This is a genomic window from Allobosea sp., from assembly GCF_051860145.1.
In the GTDB taxonomy this organism is placed as follows: domain Bacteria; phylum Pseudomonadota; class Alphaproteobacteria; order Rhizobiales; family Beijerinckiaceae; genus Allobosea.
In genome coordinates, this window is record NZ_JBHYEM010000001.1 from 192615 (window position 1) to 210387 (window position 17773).

At 66.3% G+C, this 17773-nt stretch carries 17 protein-coding genes; 8 read left to right on the plus strand and 9 right to left on the minus strand.

Annotated elements, in window-relative coordinates; translation table 11 throughout:
• Positions 1 to 42: 42 nt before the first annotated feature.
• Positions 43 to 252 carry a cold-shock protein gene (locus ACTIF2_RS00940; protein ID WP_439495134.1) on the plus strand — a complete coding sequence of 70 codons (210 nt, stop codon included), beginning with the start codon at positions 43 to 45 and terminating at the stop codon, positions 250 to 252.
• Positions 253 to 408: 156 nt separating this feature from the next.
• Here the strand turns inward: ACTIF2_RS00940 and ACTIF2_RS00945 are convergent, their stop codons facing one another.
• Positions 409 to 1647: a multidrug effflux MFS transporter gene (locus ACTIF2_RS00945; protein ID WP_439495135.1), complete on the minus strand. Its 1239-nt coding sequence runs from the start codon at positions 1645 to 1647 to the stop codon at positions 409 to 411.
• A gap of 154 nt (positions 1648 to 1801) precedes the next feature.
• The gene (locus ACTIF2_RS00950) at positions 1802 to 2440 is read right to left on the minus strand and encodes a glutathione S-transferase family protein (protein ID WP_439495136.1); all 639 of its coding nucleotides are present in this window, start codon (positions 2438 to 2440) and stop codon (positions 1802 to 1804) included.
• Between the two features lie 113 nt (positions 2441 to 2553).
• Here ACTIF2_RS00950 and ACTIF2_RS00955 point away from each other — a divergent pair, with 113 nt between their 5' ends.
• From ACTIF2_RS00955 to ACTIF2_RS00965, 3 genes are all read left to right on the plus strand, one after another.
• Positions 2554 to 2940: a SpoIIAA family protein gene (locus ACTIF2_RS00955; protein ID WP_439495137.1), complete on the plus strand. Its 387-nt coding sequence runs from the start codon at positions 2554 to 2556 to the stop codon at positions 2938 to 2940.
• A gap of 12 nt (positions 2941 to 2952) precedes the next feature.
• Positions 2953 to 3234: a DUF3175 domain-containing protein gene (locus ACTIF2_RS00960; RefSeq protein WP_439495138.1), complete on the plus strand. Its 282-nt coding sequence runs from the start codon at positions 2953 to 2955 to the stop codon at positions 3232 to 3234.
• A 108-nt stretch (positions 3235 to 3342) separates the two neighbouring features.
• Positions 3343 to 3669: a hypothetical protein gene (locus ACTIF2_RS00965; RefSeq protein WP_439495139.1), complete on the plus strand. Its 327-nt coding sequence runs from the start codon at positions 3343 to 3345 to the stop codon at positions 3667 to 3669.
• Between the two features lie 51 nt (positions 3670 to 3720).
• Here ACTIF2_RS00965 and ACTIF2_RS00970 read toward each other — a convergent pair whose 3' ends face one another.
• The 3 genes from ACTIF2_RS00970 to ACTIF2_RS00980 form a co-directional block, all read right to left on the minus strand.
• Positions 3721 to 4191 carry a DUF2214 domain-containing protein gene (locus ACTIF2_RS00970; protein WP_439495140.1) on the minus strand — a complete coding sequence of 157 codons (471 nt, stop codon included), beginning with the start codon at positions 4189 to 4191 and terminating at the stop codon, positions 3721 to 3723.
• A gap of 9 nt (positions 4192 to 4200) precedes the next feature.
• Positions 4201 to 4575, minus strand: a complete 375-nt coding sequence (locus ACTIF2_RS00975; RefSeq protein WP_439495141.1) for a DUF6152 family protein — start codon at positions 4573 to 4575, stop codon at positions 4201 to 4203.
• 797 nt (positions 4576 to 5372) lie between these two features.
• The gene (locus tag ACTIF2_RS00980; RefSeq protein ID WP_439495142.1) at positions 5373 to 5798 is read right to left on the minus strand and encodes a DUF2267 domain-containing protein; all 426 of its coding nucleotides are present in this window, start codon (positions 5796 to 5798) and stop codon (positions 5373 to 5375) included.
• Positions 5799 to 5929: 131 nt separating this feature from the next.
• On the opposite strand from ACTIF2_RS00980, the gene ACTIF2_RS00985 reads away from it, so the two are divergent.
• Complete coding sequence (locus tag ACTIF2_RS00985) at positions 5930 to 6619, plus strand: hypothetical protein (RefSeq protein WP_439495143.1); 690 nt, start codon at positions 5930 to 5932, stop codon at positions 6617 to 6619.
• A gap of 1 nt (position 6620) precedes the next feature.
• Positions 6621 to 7835: an XRE family transcriptional regulator gene (locus ACTIF2_RS00990; RefSeq protein WP_439495144.1), complete on the plus strand. Its 1215-nt coding sequence runs from the start codon at positions 6621 to 6623 to the stop codon at positions 7833 to 7835.
• 88 nt (positions 7836 to 7923) lie between these two features.
• Here ACTIF2_RS00990 and uvrB read toward each other — a convergent pair whose 3' ends face one another.
• A complete protein-coding gene (uvrB, locus tag ACTIF2_RS00995; protein WP_439495145.1) occupies positions 7924 to 10629 on the minus strand; it encodes an excinuclease ABC subunit UvrB in 2706 nt (901 codons plus the stop codon).
• Between the two features lie 137 nt (positions 10630 to 10766).
• On the opposite strand from uvrB, the gene ACTIF2_RS01000 reads away from it, so the two are divergent.
• Together ACTIF2_RS01000 and greA are read left to right on the plus strand one after the other, a co-directional pair.
• On the plus strand, positions 10767 to 14192 hold the full coding sequence (locus ACTIF2_RS01000) for a class I SAM-dependent DNA methyltransferase (protein WP_439495146.1): 3426 nt from the start codon (positions 10767 to 10769) through the stop codon (positions 14190 to 14192).
• A gap of 207 nt (positions 14193 to 14399) precedes the next feature.
• Positions 14400 to 14867 (plus strand): transcription elongation factor GreA, encoded by a 468-nt coding sequence (gene greA / locus ACTIF2_RS01005; protein ID WP_439495147.1) that lies wholly within the window; start codon positions 14400 to 14402, stop codon positions 14865 to 14867.
• A 10-nt stretch (positions 14868 to 14877) separates the two neighbouring features.
• Here the strand turns inward: greA and ACTIF2_RS01010 are convergent, their stop codons facing one another.
• The 3 genes from ACTIF2_RS01010 to phoU all read right to left on the minus strand — a co-directional run bounded on the left by ACTIF2_RS01010 (position 14878) and on the right by phoU (position 17735).
• Positions 14878 to 16095, minus strand: a complete 1218-nt coding sequence (locus tag ACTIF2_RS01010) for a TIGR03862 family flavoprotein (protein ID WP_439495148.1) — start codon at positions 16093 to 16095, stop codon at positions 14878 to 14880.
• A 187-nt stretch (positions 16096 to 16282) separates the two neighbouring features.
• Positions 16283 to 16981: a phosphate regulon transcriptional regulator PhoB gene (phoB, locus tag ACTIF2_RS01015; protein ID WP_439495149.1), complete on the minus strand. Its 699-nt coding sequence runs from the start codon at positions 16979 to 16981 to the stop codon at positions 16283 to 16285.
• Between the two features lie 34 nt (positions 16982 to 17015).
• Positions 17016 to 17735, minus strand: a complete 720-nt coding sequence (gene phoU / locus ACTIF2_RS01020; RefSeq protein WP_439495150.1) for a phosphate signaling complex protein PhoU — start codon at positions 17733 to 17735, stop codon at positions 17016 to 17018.
• Positions 17736 to 17773: the final 38 nt, after the last annotated feature.

Sequence of the window (17773 nt, forward strand, 5' to 3'; positions counted from 1 at the left end):
GCCGGCATGTGCCGGTCCGGATAGCGACCGAAGGGATAGCACGTGAGCACGGGTACCGTGAAATGGTTCAACGAAACCAAGGGCTATGGTTTCATCACGCCTGACGCGGGCGGGAGCGATGTTTTCGTCCATATCAGCGCGGTCGAGCGCTCGGGCCTGCGTGGCCTGAACGAAGGCCAGAAGATCAGCTTCGATCTCGAGGCCGATCGCAAGACCGGCAAGTCCTCAGCCGTCAATCTCAAGACGGTCTGACGCCGAACTACCACGGGAAGCCGATCGGCGGCGTCGCTTCCCGAGCCAACGCGAATCTCTATCGATCTACTTGGACTGAAGACGATTCCCGGCATGCCCGTCGCCACCAGGCGGCGGTGACGGGGCGAGAGAAGCCCCAAAGGCCCGCATCCTTTCCTAGCTGCGCCCCGCAGCCGGATGGAACAACCTTCCCTTCTCAGCCACCAGCACGATCGCCAGCGCGACCAGGCCGCAGAGCGAGAAGCCGAGCGTCAGCGGCACCACCGTGCCGTTGAAATGCTGGCCGATATAGAAGCCGAGCAGCGCGCCGCCGACCGTGGTGACGAAGCCCTGCACGGAGGAAGCCGTGCCGGCGACATGGCCGAGCGGGTCCATCGCCATCGCACCGAAATTCGGCGCCAGCAGGCCGAAGGCGAACATCGTGCCGCCCTGCAGCAGCGCGAAGGTCCAGAGCGATTCGTGCCCGCTCAGCGCCAGGATCGCGTGCAGGCTGGTCAGCGCGATATAGCCGAGCAGCGCGCCATGCGAGACCCGGCGCATGCCGAGCCGGCCGACGATGCGCGAATTCAGCAGCGAAGCGGCCGCCATGCAGGCCGCGATCAGCGCGAAGATGGTGGTGAACCATTCCGGCGCCCTGAAGACATCGACGAAGACCTGCTGCGCCGAGTTGATGAAGCCGAACAGTCCGCCGAGCACGAAGGTCATCGCCAGCATGTAGCCGACGCCGATGCGCGTCGTCAGCACCGTGCGGAAGGCGGCGACGATGCTGGCGAGCTTGATCGGCGTCCTATCCTCCTCGTGCAGGGTCTCGGGCAGGCGAATCGCCGCCCAGAGCATCACCACCGCGCCGAAGGCGGTCAGGACGCCGAAGATCCAGCGCCAGGGCGCGACCCAGAGGATCGCCTGGCCAATCGAGGGCGCCAGGATCGGCACCGCGAGGAAGACGATCAACGCCAGCGACATGACGCGGGCCATGTCGCGGCCGGAATAGCAGTCGCGCACGATCGAGACCGCGAGCACGCGCGTCGCCGCCGCGCCCACGCCCTGGACCACCCGCGCCAGCATCAGCATGGCGAAGCTGGTCGAGAAGGCCGACAGCACGCTGGCCACGACATAGACGACGAGCCCGAAGAGCAGCACGGGGCGCCGGCCGAAGCGGTCGGACAGCGTGCCATAGACGATCTGGGCGACGCCGAAGCCGAGCAGGTAGCTGGTGACGATCCATTGCCGCTCGTTGGGCTCGTGGATGCCAAGCGCCTCGCCGATTTGCGGCAGGGCCGGCAGCATCGCGTCGATCGCCAGCGCGTTGGTCGCCATCAGGGCGGCCATCATCGCCACGAAGGGATAGAAGCCCATGCCGTGGCGCGGCAGGGTCGGGTCTGTCTTGTCGGTCATGTCAGCCTGCAGCCGGGCGAAGGCCCGGGTCATCCCGCGCGAGACGGGAGCGGCCGGCGAGATAGCCGGCCGATTTGCGCAGGATTAGGCGATCTCCCGCAACGCAACAACCCGGCCGCGAGCCGGGTTCGGCATGCGCCCAGCGTGGGGCACGCTACTGCGCCGCCTTCTGCTGCTCGGCGATGATCGCGTTGTCGATCTCGTTGGCGCGGATCGCGGCGGGGCGCGCCTGGATGCGCGCGGCATAGGCCTCGAAAGCCGGGCGGCGCTCCATCGAGCCGAATTGCAGACCCCAGCCGATCTGCGCGCCGAGATAGACGTCGGCCGCGCTGAACCTGTCGCCGACCAGGTATTCGCCCTGCGTCACCGCCGCCTCGAGCGTATCCATCACATCGGCGAAGGAGCCGTAGCCGACCATCCCGGTCCGCTCCTTCGGCACCTCGACGCCGAGCGCCTTGTTGGTCACCGCCGCCTCGGTCGGCCCGGCCCCGAAGAAGAGCCAGCGGTAATAGGGGCCGCGCTCCTTGCTGCCCGGCGCCGGCGCGAGCCCGGCCTGCGGGAAGGCGTCGGCGAGATAGGCGCAGATCGCGGCGCATTCGGTGACGATCATGTCGCCATGCTTCAGCACCGGCACCTTGCCCATCGGGTTCAGCGCCTTGTACTGCGCGCCCTTCATCGGCGGGCCGAAGCCGACGATCTCGGTGCGATAGGGCTGGCCGACCTCCTCGAGCATCCAGCGCACGATGCGGCCACGCGATTGCGGGTTGGTGTAGAAGACGAGCTCTTCGGCCATGGCATTCCCTCCGTTTGCGCGCAGAGTAGCGCCGCGATGCGGCAGCGCAATGGCCGCGAAACCTCCACCCTGCTCATGCGTTCCTCAGGCAGCACGCCCGCAGGAGCCACGCCATGTTCGCGATTCTCGCCGCGCCCGACCATGTCGGCGCCTATCGCCTTTCCGGCACGGTGACGGCGGAAGATTTCGACGCGCTCGTCGCCGATCTCGAAGCCAGGCTGACGCGCCACGAGAAGATCGGCCTGCTCGTCGACCTCACCGGCTTCGAGGACATGACCATTGGCGCCGGGCTGAAGGACGCCCGCTACGGCTTCGGCAAGATCCTCGAATGGAAGCGCTTTCCGCGCGAGGCGGTGGTCACCGACAAGGGCTGGATCGAGACGCTGGTCTCCTTCGCCAATCCGGTCATCCCTTTCGTCGAGGTCAGATGCTTCAAGCCGGCCGAGTTCGAGGTGGCGCTGGCCTTCGCCACCGAGATCGAGGGCGGACCGAACGCCTGAAGGAGGCTCACGATGACGACACCGCAACGCAAATGGTCAGGCCGGGTGACGAAGGCGAGCGACGCGCTCGAGCTGGAGAGATCGGTTTTCACCTCGAACGACCCGCGCCGGATCGCGCGCTCGCTGAAACGCTCGGCCGAGCATAGCCGGCGGCGCAAATCGAGCCCGTACCGCTCGGCGATGTCGATGCTGACCTTCTACATCAACCGCGCCGGCAAGAACCTGCCGGCCGAGAAGCGCCGCACGCTCGACGCCGCCAAGCACAGCCTGCGCCGGCTCTTCCATCGCGAGTGAGGCCGTATCGCGCCCTGCCCGAAGATGAACGGGACCGAACTTTTCCGTTCAGCCTGGGTTGCAACCCGGACGGTTCTACTGGGACCAACGCAGGCAAAGGAGGAATCCATGCGCCAATTTCTGATCGCCGCGGCCCTGTCGCTGGGCGCCGTCATCACACCGGCCGCCATCGCACCGGCGGCCGCGAGCGAGACCTTCTCCGGCTCGGCCGGGCTCGACAAGCTCGAGACCAGCTATGTCAGGCACAATCGCGAGCACCGCATGTGGGAGATCCAGCGCAATCTGGACCGGCAGGAGCGCTACGGCTATCGCGATCGCGGCTATCGCCACGGCGGCGGCTACGGCTACGGCCGGCGCTATGGCGGTCCGCCGCCCTGGGCTCCGGCGCATGGCCGCCGCTATCGCGACCATTACGAGCGCTACGACCGCTGGTGAGCATTCGCCCGATACGGGGCCCGGCCGAAAGGCCGGGCCTTTTTCGTTGCATCAGACGAAGCCGATCCAGCGGCCCGCCACCAGTGCGGCGAGCCAGAGCGAAGACGAGGCCAGCGCGCCGGCCCGGATGCGCGGCGAGGGCCGCCCCTGCGCCAGCGCCTGCCGAAAGGCCTCGCCGCGGTGCTGGAGCGCGACATTGCCGAGCGCCAGCGCCAGCAGGCCGAGCTTCCAGAGAAAGGCGGGATTGGCGAGATATTCGCCCGGCTTGACCGTGAACAGCCAGAACCCCGTCACTAGGGCGAGCGCCAGGCCGAAACCGGCCGCCCGCACCAGGAAGGGGCCGATCGCCGCCAACGGCGCGCCGCGGATGACGCCGATGAGCCGCAGGTCGAGCGGCAGGATCGCGCCGAGCAGCAGGCCGATGCCGAGGATATGCGCGGCGTTGACGAACAGATAGGCCGTGCCGGAGCGCTGCAGCAGCAGCGCGCCCGGCCAATGCCCCAGCGCCTCGACGATGCCCATGGCGGCGCGTCAGTTCGTGCGGATGCGCTCCGGATACATGTCGTAATTCTTGCCGGCGATGGTGATGCGCACCGCCTTCATATGCGCCTTCTCCTTGTCGAGATGGCGGTTGCCGAGCGCGGTCACCTGATCGCCGGGCTTGGCGCTGTCGCCGCGGAAGCCGGAGCGCTCGGTCTGGCTCGGATTGCCGAGATCGACCTGCCAGAGCTTGCCCTGCGCCTCGACCATCAGCATCGGATGCGGCGGCGCCATCGAGATTTTTTGGATGGTGCCGGTGAGCGTCATCTGCTCGCCCTCGGCCCAGGACCAGCCATGATGCGCCAGCGCCGGGCCGGCGATGGCGACGAGCCCGAAAGCGAGGACGGAGCGGCGGTTCGGCGTCATGCGTGTGTCTCCCCGTTGCGCGCCGCAAAGCGGCGCTCGCCCATCAAACCACGAAACCGGAGCGCGGTTGCAGCGGGTTGATCACAACTGCGTTGGGAGCGTGCCTCCTTCTCCCCTCGGGGGAGAAGGTCCGGCAGGGGATGAGGGAAGTGCTACCGGGTGAGCCGTCATCGCGTTCTCATGCCGTCCTTCCCTCATCCGACCCGGCTTCGCCGGGCCACCTTCTCCCCCGAGGGGAGAAGGGATCGCGCCCACGCGTCACCCCCGCCCACGTGCCTGCACGCGGGCGCTTCGAGAGTGAGGGGCAGCGGAGCGCCGCGAGGCGCGGGGGTATCGGTCCGCGTCCGTTGAGCCAGGACGCGGCGCGGATGGATTGAGCCACCATCCGCACGCCCCGTGGCGCTCCGCCAGACGGCGATTTGAAAGCTCCGGGCCGCGCTTCTCTCGCGCCAGTGTGAGCCGGCGCATCTAGCGAGCTCCTCGCGCAGGGGCCGTAGTACCCCCAGGACGGTTCCCGAAGCCTCCCGGGAGCGAGGCGCAACCCTCGCCCGCAGGCGCCGCACCCACCCCGCCAAACGACATGCCTCCGGATGGCTGCCCCTCGGGGATGGGATGGGCGCGATTATAGGGGAGGTGGAAGGGACGGGGATAAGGCGGGCCGGCTATTCCCGTCGCGGCCGTCATGCTCGGGCTTGACCCGAGCATCTCGTGAAGGAGAGCCAAGGATGCCTCATCCTGCCAGAGATTCTCGGGTCTGCGCTGCGCTCCGCCCGAGAATGACGAGGGTTCCCCGCGCCCTACTCCGCCACCGCCCAGAACGCCTGCGCCTCCGGCGGCAGCTCCGCCAGCAAGCGCTCGAACTCGCGGCGGTCGACATGGCGCCGGAGCGCGGCGGCGACATCCTCAATCGCGCTGTCGGGCAGGAAACTGTGCTCGATGCGGAAGGCTTTCGCCTCCCTGGCCAGCTCGGCGCGCGGCGTGAAGGGTCTTGGCTCCTGCGTCGGGTCCCATTCGAACAAGAACATCGCGCCGAGCAGCGGCGGCAGCGCCTGCGCGAAGGCCACCGCCTGCGGCACGGAGAGCCGCGCCCGGAAGGTGACGAAGACGCCGAGCACGGAATACCAGGTCTGGTGCGTGGTGGCGTGGCCCAGCGTCTCGCGCGCATCGAGCAGGAAACGGTCGAAATCGCGCGAGGCATGGACGAATTCAGGCGGGACGGTCATGGGAGAGATATAGGGCGTATCATCACAGTCACTACACGCTTAACACCGCAGCCGTGAGATACTCATAACTTGACTTTTATGAGAAAAACGACCTATACCTTCATCCGTTCGGCCGTTGGAGGATTTGCTGGGTGATTCGGTCTCGAGAAGACGCGCTTGGATTGCTTCGTGACATTGACAGCGATTTTCTTGAGGCGCTCGCGGTTAAAGTGGGATGGGGCTATCCCAACTTGTTCGAGGAATTAAGGCGCCTACCGGCAGATGCCAGTGGTTGGGCTGCGGAAGAATTCAATAGGCGCCGCGCGTCTGTCGTAAACTCGGCGCTCATCGATTGCGCACAAAAATTCGGCGTTCCGTTCGAGGTGATGCGATTGGCGTGCAATGGACAGAGCAAGGTGCTTCTGAAAGTTGGTCGAGTTACACTCATCCAGGAGTCGATTATCGGCTTCGATGACCACCCTTCGACTGCTGACTACAAGCGAGCGCTTGCGGAGACACTCGCTTATACGTGCCAGCTTGAACTTGATTTAGGGGACCGGCCACCGCGCCCGGACTGGGCAGGTTCCACACTCGCGGTTCTCCTTCATGGCCCCGCTGGAAAGGTGTTCAACAAGGCCGATACGGTTCTTGGGAACCTTATGCTGGCGTTACCAGACGCGAGCTATCAGCAATGGGTGCAAAGAATTGATCTTCACACGGTCGCAATGTTCGGACGCGAGGCGGGGGTATCGTTGCCAGCAGCTTCACCGGTCGATGGTTACCAAGCAGATCAAGTCATCATAACCCCAAAGCGGAAGAATGTTTTCAAGGAAGCCGGTTGAGATGAAGGTTGGTATCCAGTCATTTCGTGGATCTCGTCTACGGGAGGCTCGGCTGGCGCGGGGCTTGTTTAAGAACGCTCTGGCCGATCTGGTTGGCGTCACCGGCACTGCCATCGCGCGATACGAGGACGGAGTTGATAAGCCCCAGGCTGACAAGCTCGACCTACTTGCAAAGCATCTGAACTTCCCCAGCGACTTTTTCGTGAAGCCAGAATGGAATGAGCGTCCTGAAGTTGTCTTCTGGCGCAGTCGTGCGGCCGAGACCAAACTCGCTCGTGAGATGACTGAGCAAAGAATGGTTTGGCTACTCGAAGTTTTCGATTTCCTGGAGCGAGAGGTCGATTTCCCGCTTAACGAGCTTCCTGATTTGCAGCTTCCACCAGATTTCCGCTTGTACAAAGACTCTGATATTGAACAAGCTGCCGTCAATCTCCGGCACCATTGGAAACTTTGGGATCTTCCGATTCCAGATGTGCTTTTGGCGTTAGAGAATGCAGGCATCCCTGTTTTGATGATGGATTTTGACTCCGACAAGCAGGACGGATTCTTCTTCCGATCGCCTCGACTACAACGCATGTTTGTCGGGATAAACTCGCACGAGATTAGCCCAGTGCGGGTGAGGTACGATGCTGCGCACGAACTCGGTCATGCGGTACTGCATAAGAACGTGACTCTTCAGCAATCACGAGACCCTCATTTATTTAAGATCATAGAGCAGCAGGCGCATCGATTTGCCGGCGCCTTCTTGTTTCCCGAAAGCGCATTTCGTTTCGAGGTTCGCGCGCCTACCCTCGATTATTTTTGTTCACTAAAACGACGTTGGGGCATGTCAATTGGCGCAATGATTTACCGTGCCCATGACTTAGGCCTGATAGGAGATGAGGAGCGTTCTGTGCTTTACAGAAACATGACTCGTCGTGGTTGGCGAGGCCGTCTATCTGAGCCATTTGATCGATTTGGCGAAATGCAACTTGAAAAACCAAGAATGCTTCGAAGGGCCATTGAAGTGTTGACCAAGGAGGGCATTCTTTCAAAATCTTCGATCCGCGCTATGCTTGCGCTTCCAGTGAACGAAATCGAGCGTATTGCGGGAGTGGAAGCAGGATTCTTCGAGATAGCTCCCGCGCCAGAACTTGCTGTCCTTAAATCTGGCATTAGAGCCGTGGATGTGGAGAGCGGTAAGATCGTGGAGTTCCCTCGGCGGTATTCTCGATAAGAGGACTGGCCCTGATGTCTAGACAAACGTCGGCAGAAGTCCGGCGCAGTTAGCGACGGGGGATGCGGCAAGGCCCCCCGCTCGCGCGCTACCGCCGCCCCCTCCGTCTCCCGCGCTCCTCCCCAGCCCCCAACGGCCGTGACTCCGGCACCGGGCCCATCTCGTCCAGTCCCGGCTTGCGCGGCCTTGCCACGCTCGCCTTCGGCCGGCCCTCGCCGCCGCCCCAGTTATGCGGGCCCATGTCGGCGTCGGTCGGCTTGCGGGCCCGCGTCGGCAGGTTGGCGCTGGCGCCATAGCTGCGCTCGCCCTTGTACTTGCCGGCGCTGGCCTCGACATCGCCCTGCCGCGCCAGCGGGTCGTCGGCGATGGCGAGCTCGGTCGCCTGCAGGCGCTTGATCTCGTCGCGCAGGCGCGCGGCGGTCTCGAATTCGAGGTCGGCGGCAGCCTCGCGCATGCGCTTCTCGAGATCGGCCAGCGCGGCCTTGAGGTTGTGGCCGGCGATGGGCGCGTCGACCAGGCCCTTGTCGACCGTGACATGGTCGCGCTCGTAGACCGAGCCCAGGATGTCGCCGATGGCGCGCTTGATGGTTTGCGGCGTGATGCCATTGGCCTCGTTCCAGGCCGTCTGCTTCTCGCGGCGGCGGCTGGTCTCGGCCATGGCCCGCTCCATCGAGCCAGTGACATGGTCGGCATAGAGAATGACCTTGCCGTCGACATTGCGGGCGGCGCGGCCAATGGTCTGGATCAACGAGGTCTCGGAGCGCAAAAAGCCCTCCTTGTCGGCGTCGAGAATGGCGACGAAGCCGCATTCCGGGATGTCGAGGCCCTCGCGCAGCAGGTTGATGCCGACCAGCACGTCGAAGGCGCCGAGGCGCAGATCGCGCAGGATCTCGATGCGCTCGATCGTGTCGATGTCGGAATGCATGTAGCGCACGCGCACGCCGTTCTCGTGCAGATATTCGGTCAGGTCCTCGGCCATGCGCTTGGTCAGCACGGTGACGAGGCTGCGATAGCCCTTGGCCGTGACCTCGCCGATCTCGTCGAGCAGGTCGGCGACCTGGTGCTTGGCCGGACGAACCTCGACCGGCGGGTCGATCAGCCCGGTCGGGCGAATGACCTGCTCGGTGAAGACGCCGCCGGTGCGGTCCATCTCCCAGCCGCCGGGCGTGGCCGAGACATGCACCGATTGCGGGCGCATCGCGTCCCATTCCTCGAAGCGCAGCGGCCTATTGTCCATGCAGGAGGGCAGGCGGAAGCCGTATTCGGCCAGCGTCGCCTTGCGGCGGAAGTCGCCCCGGTACATGCCGCCGATCTGGGGCACGGTGACATGGCTCTCGTCGGTGAAGACCAGCGCGTTGTCGGGCAGGTATTCGAACAAGGTCGGCGGCGGCTCGCCCGGCTTGCGGCCGGTGAGATAGCGCGAATAATTCTCGATGCCGTTGCAGGAGCCGGTGGCCTCGATCATCTCGATGTCGAAGGTGCAGCGCTGGTCGAGCCGTTGCGCCTCGAGATAGCGGCCCATGCGGTTGAGCTCGTCGAGGCGGGCTTTCAGCTCCTCCTTGATCGACTTCACGGCCTGGGTCAGCGTCGGGCGCGGCGTGGTGTAGTGCGAATTGCCGTAGACCTTGACGAACTCGAGGTCCGCCGTCTTCTGGCCGGTGAGCGGGTCGAACTCGGAGATGCTCTCGACCTCGTCGCCGAACAGGCCGATGCGCCAGGCGCGGTCCTCATAGTGAGCCGGGAACAGCTCGATCACGTCGCCGCGGACGCGAAAGGTGCCGCGGGCGAAATCGCCGAGCGTGCGCTTGTATTGCAGGGCGACGAGATCGGCGATGAGCTGGCGCTGCTCGATGCGCTCGCCGAGCTTGATGGCAAAAGTCATCGCCGTATAGGTCTCGACCGAGCCGATGCCGTAGATGCAGGAGACCGAGGCGACGATGACGACGTCGTCGCGCTCCAGCAGCGAGCGCGTCGCCGAGTGGCGCATGCGGTCGATCTGCTCGTTGATCGAGGATTCCTTCTCGATATAGGTGTCCGAGCGCGGCACATAGGCCTCGGGCTGGTAATAGTCGTAATAGGAGACGAAGTACTCGACCGCATTGTCGGGGAAGAAGCTCTTGAATTCCCCGTAAAGCTGCGCGGCCAGGGTCTTGTTCGGCGCCAGGATCAAGGCCGGGCGCTGCGTCTTCTCGATCACCTGCGCCATGGTGAAGGTCTTGCCCGAGCCGGTGACGCCGAGCAGGACCTGGTCGCGCTCCTGCCGGCGCACGCCGTCGACGAGATCGGCGATCGCGACCGGCTGGTCGCCGGCCGGCTCGAAATCCGACTGCATGCGGAAGCTGATGCCGCCTTCCGACTTCTCCGGCCGCGCCGGACGATGCGGCATCCAGGGCCGGCCGGGATCGATGAAGGGGCTGCCGGTCTCGAGCAGGGATTGCAGCGACTTCGCCGTCAGCGAGGCGGCGCTGTCGCTCTCCGGATCGAAGGCCGAATCGGCCTTTTTCGAGAGCTTGCGCGGCTTCCCCTCCGCGCCCGCGCCCGGCCGCGCCTCATAGCCGGCCTGCGGCTGGTCGCTGAAGCCCGAGGCACCGCCCGGCACCGCCTTGCCGCGGTTGATCGCGGGATTGAGCAGATCGGCGAGATAGCCCTCGAGCGGCTTCAGCTCGGGCTTCGACGCCTTGGAGTTCGGCGTGCGGGCGCTGGCCGGCTTCTTCGCGGCAGTCTTCGCAGCAGAGGACTTGGCGGCGGCGGGTTTGGCCGGGGACTTGTCGGCGGTGTCGGGGCTTTTCGGCATGGCGCCAATATGGGGGCAGTTTGCGGCCGAAGCGAGAGGGTGCGTGCCTGGATGGGCGCATAGCTGACAGGAGTTGACAGGAGCGCAAATACAACCTTTGATTGAATTTAAATAACAACTCAATTATTGAGGCGACCATGTCGGGGGGCGAGGTCGAGCGAGCCGGCGCGGAGGTCGAGGCCTTCATCGCGCGCTGGCGCGTATCGGAGGGAGCGGAGCGGGCGGCCTATGCCCAGTTCCTCAACGAGTTCTGCGCGCTGATCGGCGTCGATCAGCCGCAGCCGCCGACGAGCGACCCCGAGGCGGTGAGCTACCGCTTCGAATATCCGGTCAAATTCCGGGATATCGACGGCGCTGCCTCGACCGGCCGCATCGACCTCTACAAGAAGGGCGCCTTCGTCCTGGAGGCGAAGCAGAGCCGGCTGAAAGGGCAGACGAAGGAAATTCTGCCGGCGCAGGGCGAGCTGCCGATGGCGGAGCCGGCCCCGGCCGGTCCGCGCGGGCGGCGCGGCGCCGATCGCAGCTGGGACGTGCAGGCGCTGCATGCGCGAAGGCAGGCGGCGGATTATGCGCGGGCGCTGCCGGCCTCGCATGGCTGGCCGATCTTCCTGATCGTCTGCGATGTCGGCCATTGTTTCGAGTTCTTCGCGGATTTCACCGGTTACGGAAAGAACTATGTCCAGTTCCCCGACCGCCAGAGTTATCGGGCCTATCTCGAGGACCTGCGCGATCCGGATATCTGCAAACGCGTCAAGGCGATCTGGGACGAGCCCAACAGCCTCGATCCGGCGCGGCAGGCGGCGCGCGTCACCCGGCAGATCGCAGCGCGGCTGGCGGCGGTCTCCAAGGTGCTCGAGAGGAAGCACGATCCGGAGGAGGTGGCGCTGTTCCTGATGCGCTGCCTGTTCACGATGTTCGCGGAGGATGTCGAGCTGATTCCGCGAGGCGCCTTCAAGTCGCTGCTGCAGGAATGCGTGGCGAGTCCTGCCTCGTTCATGCCGCTCGTTTCCAACCTGTGGCAAGCGATGGACAAGGGCGGCTACTCGACAGCGACGCGAACGCTGATCAAGCGCTTCAACGGCAAGCTCTACGAGGATGCCAAGGTCTTTCCGCTCGGGCGGGAAGAGCTCGGCGAACTCCTGGCCGCGGCCGAGCACGACTGGAAGGAGGTCGAACCGGCGATCTTCGGCACCTTGCTCGAACAGGCGCTCGATCCGAACGAGCGTGCGCGGCTCGGGGCACATTACACGCCGCGCGCCTATGTCGAGCGGCTGGTCGTCGAGACCGTGATCGGGCCGTTTCGGGAGGGCTGGCGTGCGGTGCTCGGCGCCGCCCAACGGGCACGCGACCATGGCGACGAGAAAGCCGCTCTGGCGCTGGTCGAGCGCTTCCACGAGACGCTCTGCGGAACCCGCGTGCTGGATCCGGCCTGCGGCACCGGCAATTTCCTGCATGTCGCGCAGGAACTGATGAAGAAGCTCGAAGGCGAAGTGCTCGACGCCGCGAGCGAGCTGGGCAGCCGCGAGCAGCTTGGCGGCTTCGGGGCGCATTATGTCGGCCCGCACCAATTCCTCGGCATGGACATGAACAAGCGCGCCGTGGCGATCGCGGACCTCGTGCTCTGGATCGGCCATTTGCAGTGGCATTTCCGGACGCGCGGCTTCGCTCCGCGCGAGCCGATCCTCGAACGGCTCGACCATATCTACCGCCGCGACGCCGTGCTGAGCTGGGACGGCTGGCCGGTGCCACAATGGATCGGCGGCCGCGAGATTTTGCCGAATCCGCGCCGGCCGGACTGGCCCGAGGCCGAGTTCATCGTCGGCAATCCCCCTTTCATCGGCGGCAAGGACGTGCGGGCTCGTCTCGGCGACGCCTATGCCGAAGCCCTATGGGCCGCGCACCCGCGCATGAACGAGAGCGCCGACCTGGTGATGTATTGGTGGGATCGGGCGGCGGAACTGCTGACGCGGCCTGGAACGGTGCTCCAGCGCTTCGGTTTCGTCACCACCAACTCGATCACGCAGGTGTTTCAGCGCCGCGTCGTCGAGCGGCACCTGAACGGCAGGACGCCGATCTCGCTGCTGCTCGCGGTCCCGGACCATCCCTGGACGAAGGCCGGCAAGGACGCGGCGGCAGTGCGCATCGCGATGACCGTCGCAGCAGCCGGGCGTCACGAGGGAAGATTGCGCAAGGTCGTGTCCGAGGCGGCGCTCGACAGCGACCAGCCGGACATCGAGCTCAGCGAGAAACGGGGACGGATCAATGCCGATCTCACGGTCGGCGTCGATGTCACGCGGTCAAAGCCATTGCTGGCCAACGAAGGCCTGAGTTCGCCTGGCGTCAAGCTGCATGGCGCGGGCTTCATCGTCTCGGCTCGCGAGGCGGAAGCGCTCGGCCTCGGCAGGCGGCCGGGACTAGAAGCCCATATCCGGCCCTATCGCAATGGCCGCGACCTGACAGGCCGACAACGCGGCGCGATGGTGATCGACTTGTTCGGGCTCGCGGCCACGGACGTGCGGGCGCGGTTCCCGGAGGTGTATCAGCACCTCAAACTCATGGTGAAAGAGGGAAAGAACGGGCGCGACGGCAATAATCGCCCAGCTTATCGCGACGTCTGGTGGATCTTTGGCGAGCCTCGGCGCGAGCTGCGACCCGCGCTTGCAGGCCTCCAGCGCTACATCGTCACCGTCGAGACCGCCAAGCACCGCGTCTTCCAGTTTCTCGACAGCAGCATCCTGCCGGACAACATGCTGGTCGCGGTCGGAGTTTCCGACGCCTTCCATCTCGGCGTGCTGTCGTCGCAGGTCCATATGATCTGGTGCCTGCATCAGGGTGGAACCCTCGAGGACGGGCCGCGCTACTCCAAGTCGCGCTGCTTCGACCCCTTCCCCTTTCCGGAGGCGAGCGAAACGCAAAAAGAAGCGATCCGCAAACCGGCGGAGGCGCTCGACACCCTGCGCAAGCAGGTGCTCGAGGACCACCCCGACCTGACCCTGACCAAGCTCTACAACATGCGGGATGCCATCCGCGCCGAGCGCGTCCTGACCAGCGCCGAAGCCGGCATGCGCGATCGCGGGCTGGTGCTGATCATCAACGAGCACCACGACGCGGTCGATGCCGCCGTGGCTGCCGCCTATGGCTGGCCGGCCGATCTGGGCACGGACGACATCCTCGCCCGGCTTGTCGCGCTCAATCGCGAGCGGGGGCGGGAGGAAGCGCGCGGCGAGATGCGCTGGCTCCGGCCTGACTACCAGCGGCCGCGCTTCGCCCGCGACGGCAAGGGCGGCGAGCAGATCGAGGCGGTGGAACTCGCCCCGGCGGAGCCCGCGCGCGTCAAGCCGAGCTTCCCGGCCGCGCCGGTCGAACGCGTCGCGGCGGTGCTGGCGGCCCTGGCCGCATCCTCGGCCCCGCTCGACGAAGCGCAGATCGCGCTCGGCTTCGCACAGGGCATCCGGATCAAGGGCGCTGTCCGGGCCATCCTGATCTCCCTCGCCCGCGTCGGCGAGGTCTCGACCGGTGATGGCGGGCGCAGCTTCACGCGCCGTCTGGTCGCGAGCGGCTGAGCAGAACACGACCGGCTGCACATCTGCACGACGAAACGTTGCGGCGGCAGCGTTCGAGGCTCATCATGCGCCCGGGCGGACGCTGGCGCAGCGATCTTGCCCCCTGCGGTATCCGATCCCCATATTCAGGGAATCGCCGGCCCTCTGGTGCGGGCGCAGTGGCAGGATCTGGCGACGAACAAGAACCGACAAAAAGGGGAGCTCAGCATGAGCCGCGCATTCGTGAAGGAGCCCGAGGGCGGCGAAGCCTTCGAGGACCTGCCTGACCGTCCGATCTCGCCCCATGCCAATCTGGTGACGCCCGAAGGCCTGGCGCAGATCGAAGCCGAGCTGGCCCAGTGGCACGATGCGCATGCGCAGGCCCAGGCGACGCAGGACCGCGCGGCGATCTCGCATGCCGGCCGCGAGCTGCGCTACTGGACGGCGCGCCGCGCCAATGCCGAGCTGGTGCCGCCGCCCGAGGACCCGGACGAGGTCCATTTCGGCGCCGCCGTGACCATCGACCGCGCCGACGGCCGGCACCAGACCTGGCGCATCGTCGGCGAGGACGAGGCCGACCCGACGCAGGGCACGCTCTCCTTCGTCTCGCCGCTGGCCCGGGCGCTGATGGGCAAGCGCGTCGGCGATACAGTGATGATCGGCACGGCCGAGGTCGAGATCGTCGCGATCGGCTGAGCGGGAGCGCTCATCCGCCGGCCAGCCAGGCCTCGATCCCGGCCGCCGCCGCGACGCCGGTCGCGAAACAGGCCTGCAGCAGATAGCCGCCGGTCGGCGCCTCCCAGTCGAGCATCTCGCCAGCGGCGAAGGTGCCGGGCAGGCGCTTCAGCATGAATTGCGCGTCGAGCTCGGATGCGGCGATGCCGCCGGCGGTGGAAATGGCGCGCTCGAGCGGCATGAGGCCGGTCAGCGTCAACGGCGCGGCCTTGACCAGCGCGACGAGCGCCGCGGCATCCTGCGGCAGCGGGCCCTTTGCGGCGTCGCGCAGCAGCCCGATCGCGACGGGAGACAGCCCGCCGGCCTTGCGCAAATGGTTGCTCAGCGTCACGCCCTTGCCGCGATGGGCGAGGCGCTCGGTGAGCCGGGCGCCATCCTGGTCGGGCCGCAGATCGATGGTGACGGTCGCCCTGCCCTCGCGCAGGATCGCCTCGCGGATCGGCGCCGACAGCGCATAGACCGCGCCGCCTTCGAGCCCCCCGGCATCGACCATCGCCTCGCTCGCCGCTTCTTCGCCGGCGAAGCGGATGAGGATGCGTTTCAGCGGCGCGCCAGCGAAACGCTCGCGCATGATTGGCGACCAGTCGACGGTGAAGCCGCCATTGGCCGGCCTGAGCGGAGACAGCGCAACGCCGCGCGAGGCCAGCAGCGGCGCCCAACCGCCATCCGAGCCGAGCCGCGGCCAGCTCGCGCCGCCGAGCGCCAGCAGCGTCGCGGCGGGCCGGGCCTGGATTTCGGCGCCATCGTGGTTGCGGAACAGCAACGCGCCGTCATCGGCCCAGCCGGTCCAGTGATGGCCCGACGCGAAAGTGACACCGAGTCCATCGAGCCGGCGCAGCCAGGCGCGCAGCAGCGGCGAGGCCTTCATCGCCCGCGGAAAGACGCGCCCGCTGCTGCCGATGAAGCTGTCCTGGCCGAGCCCGTCGGCCCAGTCGCGCAGCGCCTGGGGCGGGAAGGCGCGGATGGCCGGCTCGAGCCAGTCTCTCGCCTCGCGATAGCGCGACAGGAACAGGTCCAGCGGCTCGGAATGGGTGAGATTGAGCCCGCCGCGCCCGGCCAACAGGAATTTGCGGGCCGGCGAGGGCATGCGATCGTAGAGCGTGACGAGATGGCCGGCCTCGGCGAGGCGCTCGGCCGCAATCAGGCCGGAGGGCCCAGCTCCGATGATGGCGATCGTTTTGCTTTGCATCGGCCCGGCTTGCAGCCGGAGGTCTCGCAGGTCAAGGGCGATCGCGACGCGAACCCTCCTCGTCATGGTCGGGCTTGTCCCGACCATCCACGTCTTCGCCAGCGGCAGCCGTTCAAGACATGGATGCTCGCCACGAGGGCGAGCATGACGGGGGTTCGCGTGATCGAAACGAAGCGAGGCCGGCGGCTCAGCCCCGCGCAAAGGTCTCGTCGAAGGCGTAGCCGGCGCCGCGCACGGTGCGCAGCGGGTCCTTGGCGTTGTCGGGCGTGATCGCCTTGCGCAGCCGGCCGACATGGACGTCGACGGTGCGCTCGTCGATATAGACGTCGCGGCCCCAGACGGCGTCGAGGAGCTGTGCGCGGGAATAGACCCGGCCCGGCGCCTGCATCAGGAATTCGAGCAGGCGGAACTCGGTCGGGCCGAGATGCAGCTCGCTCCCGTTGCGGCGGACGCGGCGGGTGGTGCGGTCGAGCTCGAGATCGCCCGCCGCCAGCAGGCCGACGACATGGCCGGGCTTGGCGCGGCGCAGCAGCGCCTGGATGCGCGCGATCAGCTCGGGCAGCGAGAAGGGCTTGACGACATAGTCGTCGGCGCCGGTGGCCAGCCCCCTCACCCGCTCGGTCTCCTCGCCGCGGGCGGTCAGCATGATGATCGGCACGCGCTCGGTGTCGCGCCGGGCGCGCAGGCGGCGGCAGAGCTCGATGCCGGAGAGGCCGGGCAGCATCCAGTCGAGCAGGACGAGATCGGGCGTGTGGTCGCGCAGATGCAGCTCGGCGTCGTCGCCGCGGGCGACGCTGTCGACCTCGAAGCCCTCGGCTTCGAGATTATAGCGCAGGAGCAGGGTGAGCGGCTCCTCGTCCTCGACGATCAGGATGCGTGCGGGCATGTCTCAGCAGATCCAAAGGCCAGGCCGTGCCGGCTCATTTGCCGGGTACGGCGTCCAGGAGAATATTGGTGGTGTCGAGCTTGGGGCGAGCCGTATCCAGGGTCTCGCCGGTCACGAGATAATGGATCGTCTCGGCGATGTTGGTGGTGTGGTCGCCGATGCGCTCGACATTCTTGGCGCAGAACAGGAGATGCGTGCAGAAGGTGATGTTGCGCGGATCTTCCATCATATAGGTCAGGAGCTCGCGGAAGAGCGAGGTGTAGAGCGCGTCGATCTCGTCGTCGCGGCGCCAGACCTCCATCGCCTTCTGCTCGTTGCCGGCGGCATAGGCGTCGAGCACGTCCTTGAGCTGGGCCTGAACCAGCCGGCTCATATGCTCGAGGCCGACCACGGCGCGCTGCGGCGGCTGGAACTGGCCGGCAATGGCGACGGCGCGCTTGGCGATGTTCTTGGCGAGATCGCCGACGCGCTCGATATCGGCGGCGATGCGGATCGCCGAGATCAGCTCGCGCAGGTCGTTGGCGAGCGGCTGGCGCCGGGCGATGGTCAGGACCGCCTTCTCCTCGACCTCGCGCTGGAGATTGTCGAGGCGCTGGTCGGCGGTGATGACCTTCTGCGCCAGCGCGGTGTCGCGGCGCACCAGGGCGACGGTGGAATCGCCCAGCATGCGTTCGGACATGCCGCCCATCTCGGCGAGGCTGCGGCGGATCCCTTCGAGATCGGCGTCGTAAGAGCGGACGATGTGATCGGTCATCGCGGCATGTCCTTTGTCGGCAAAGCAGATTGGGAGAA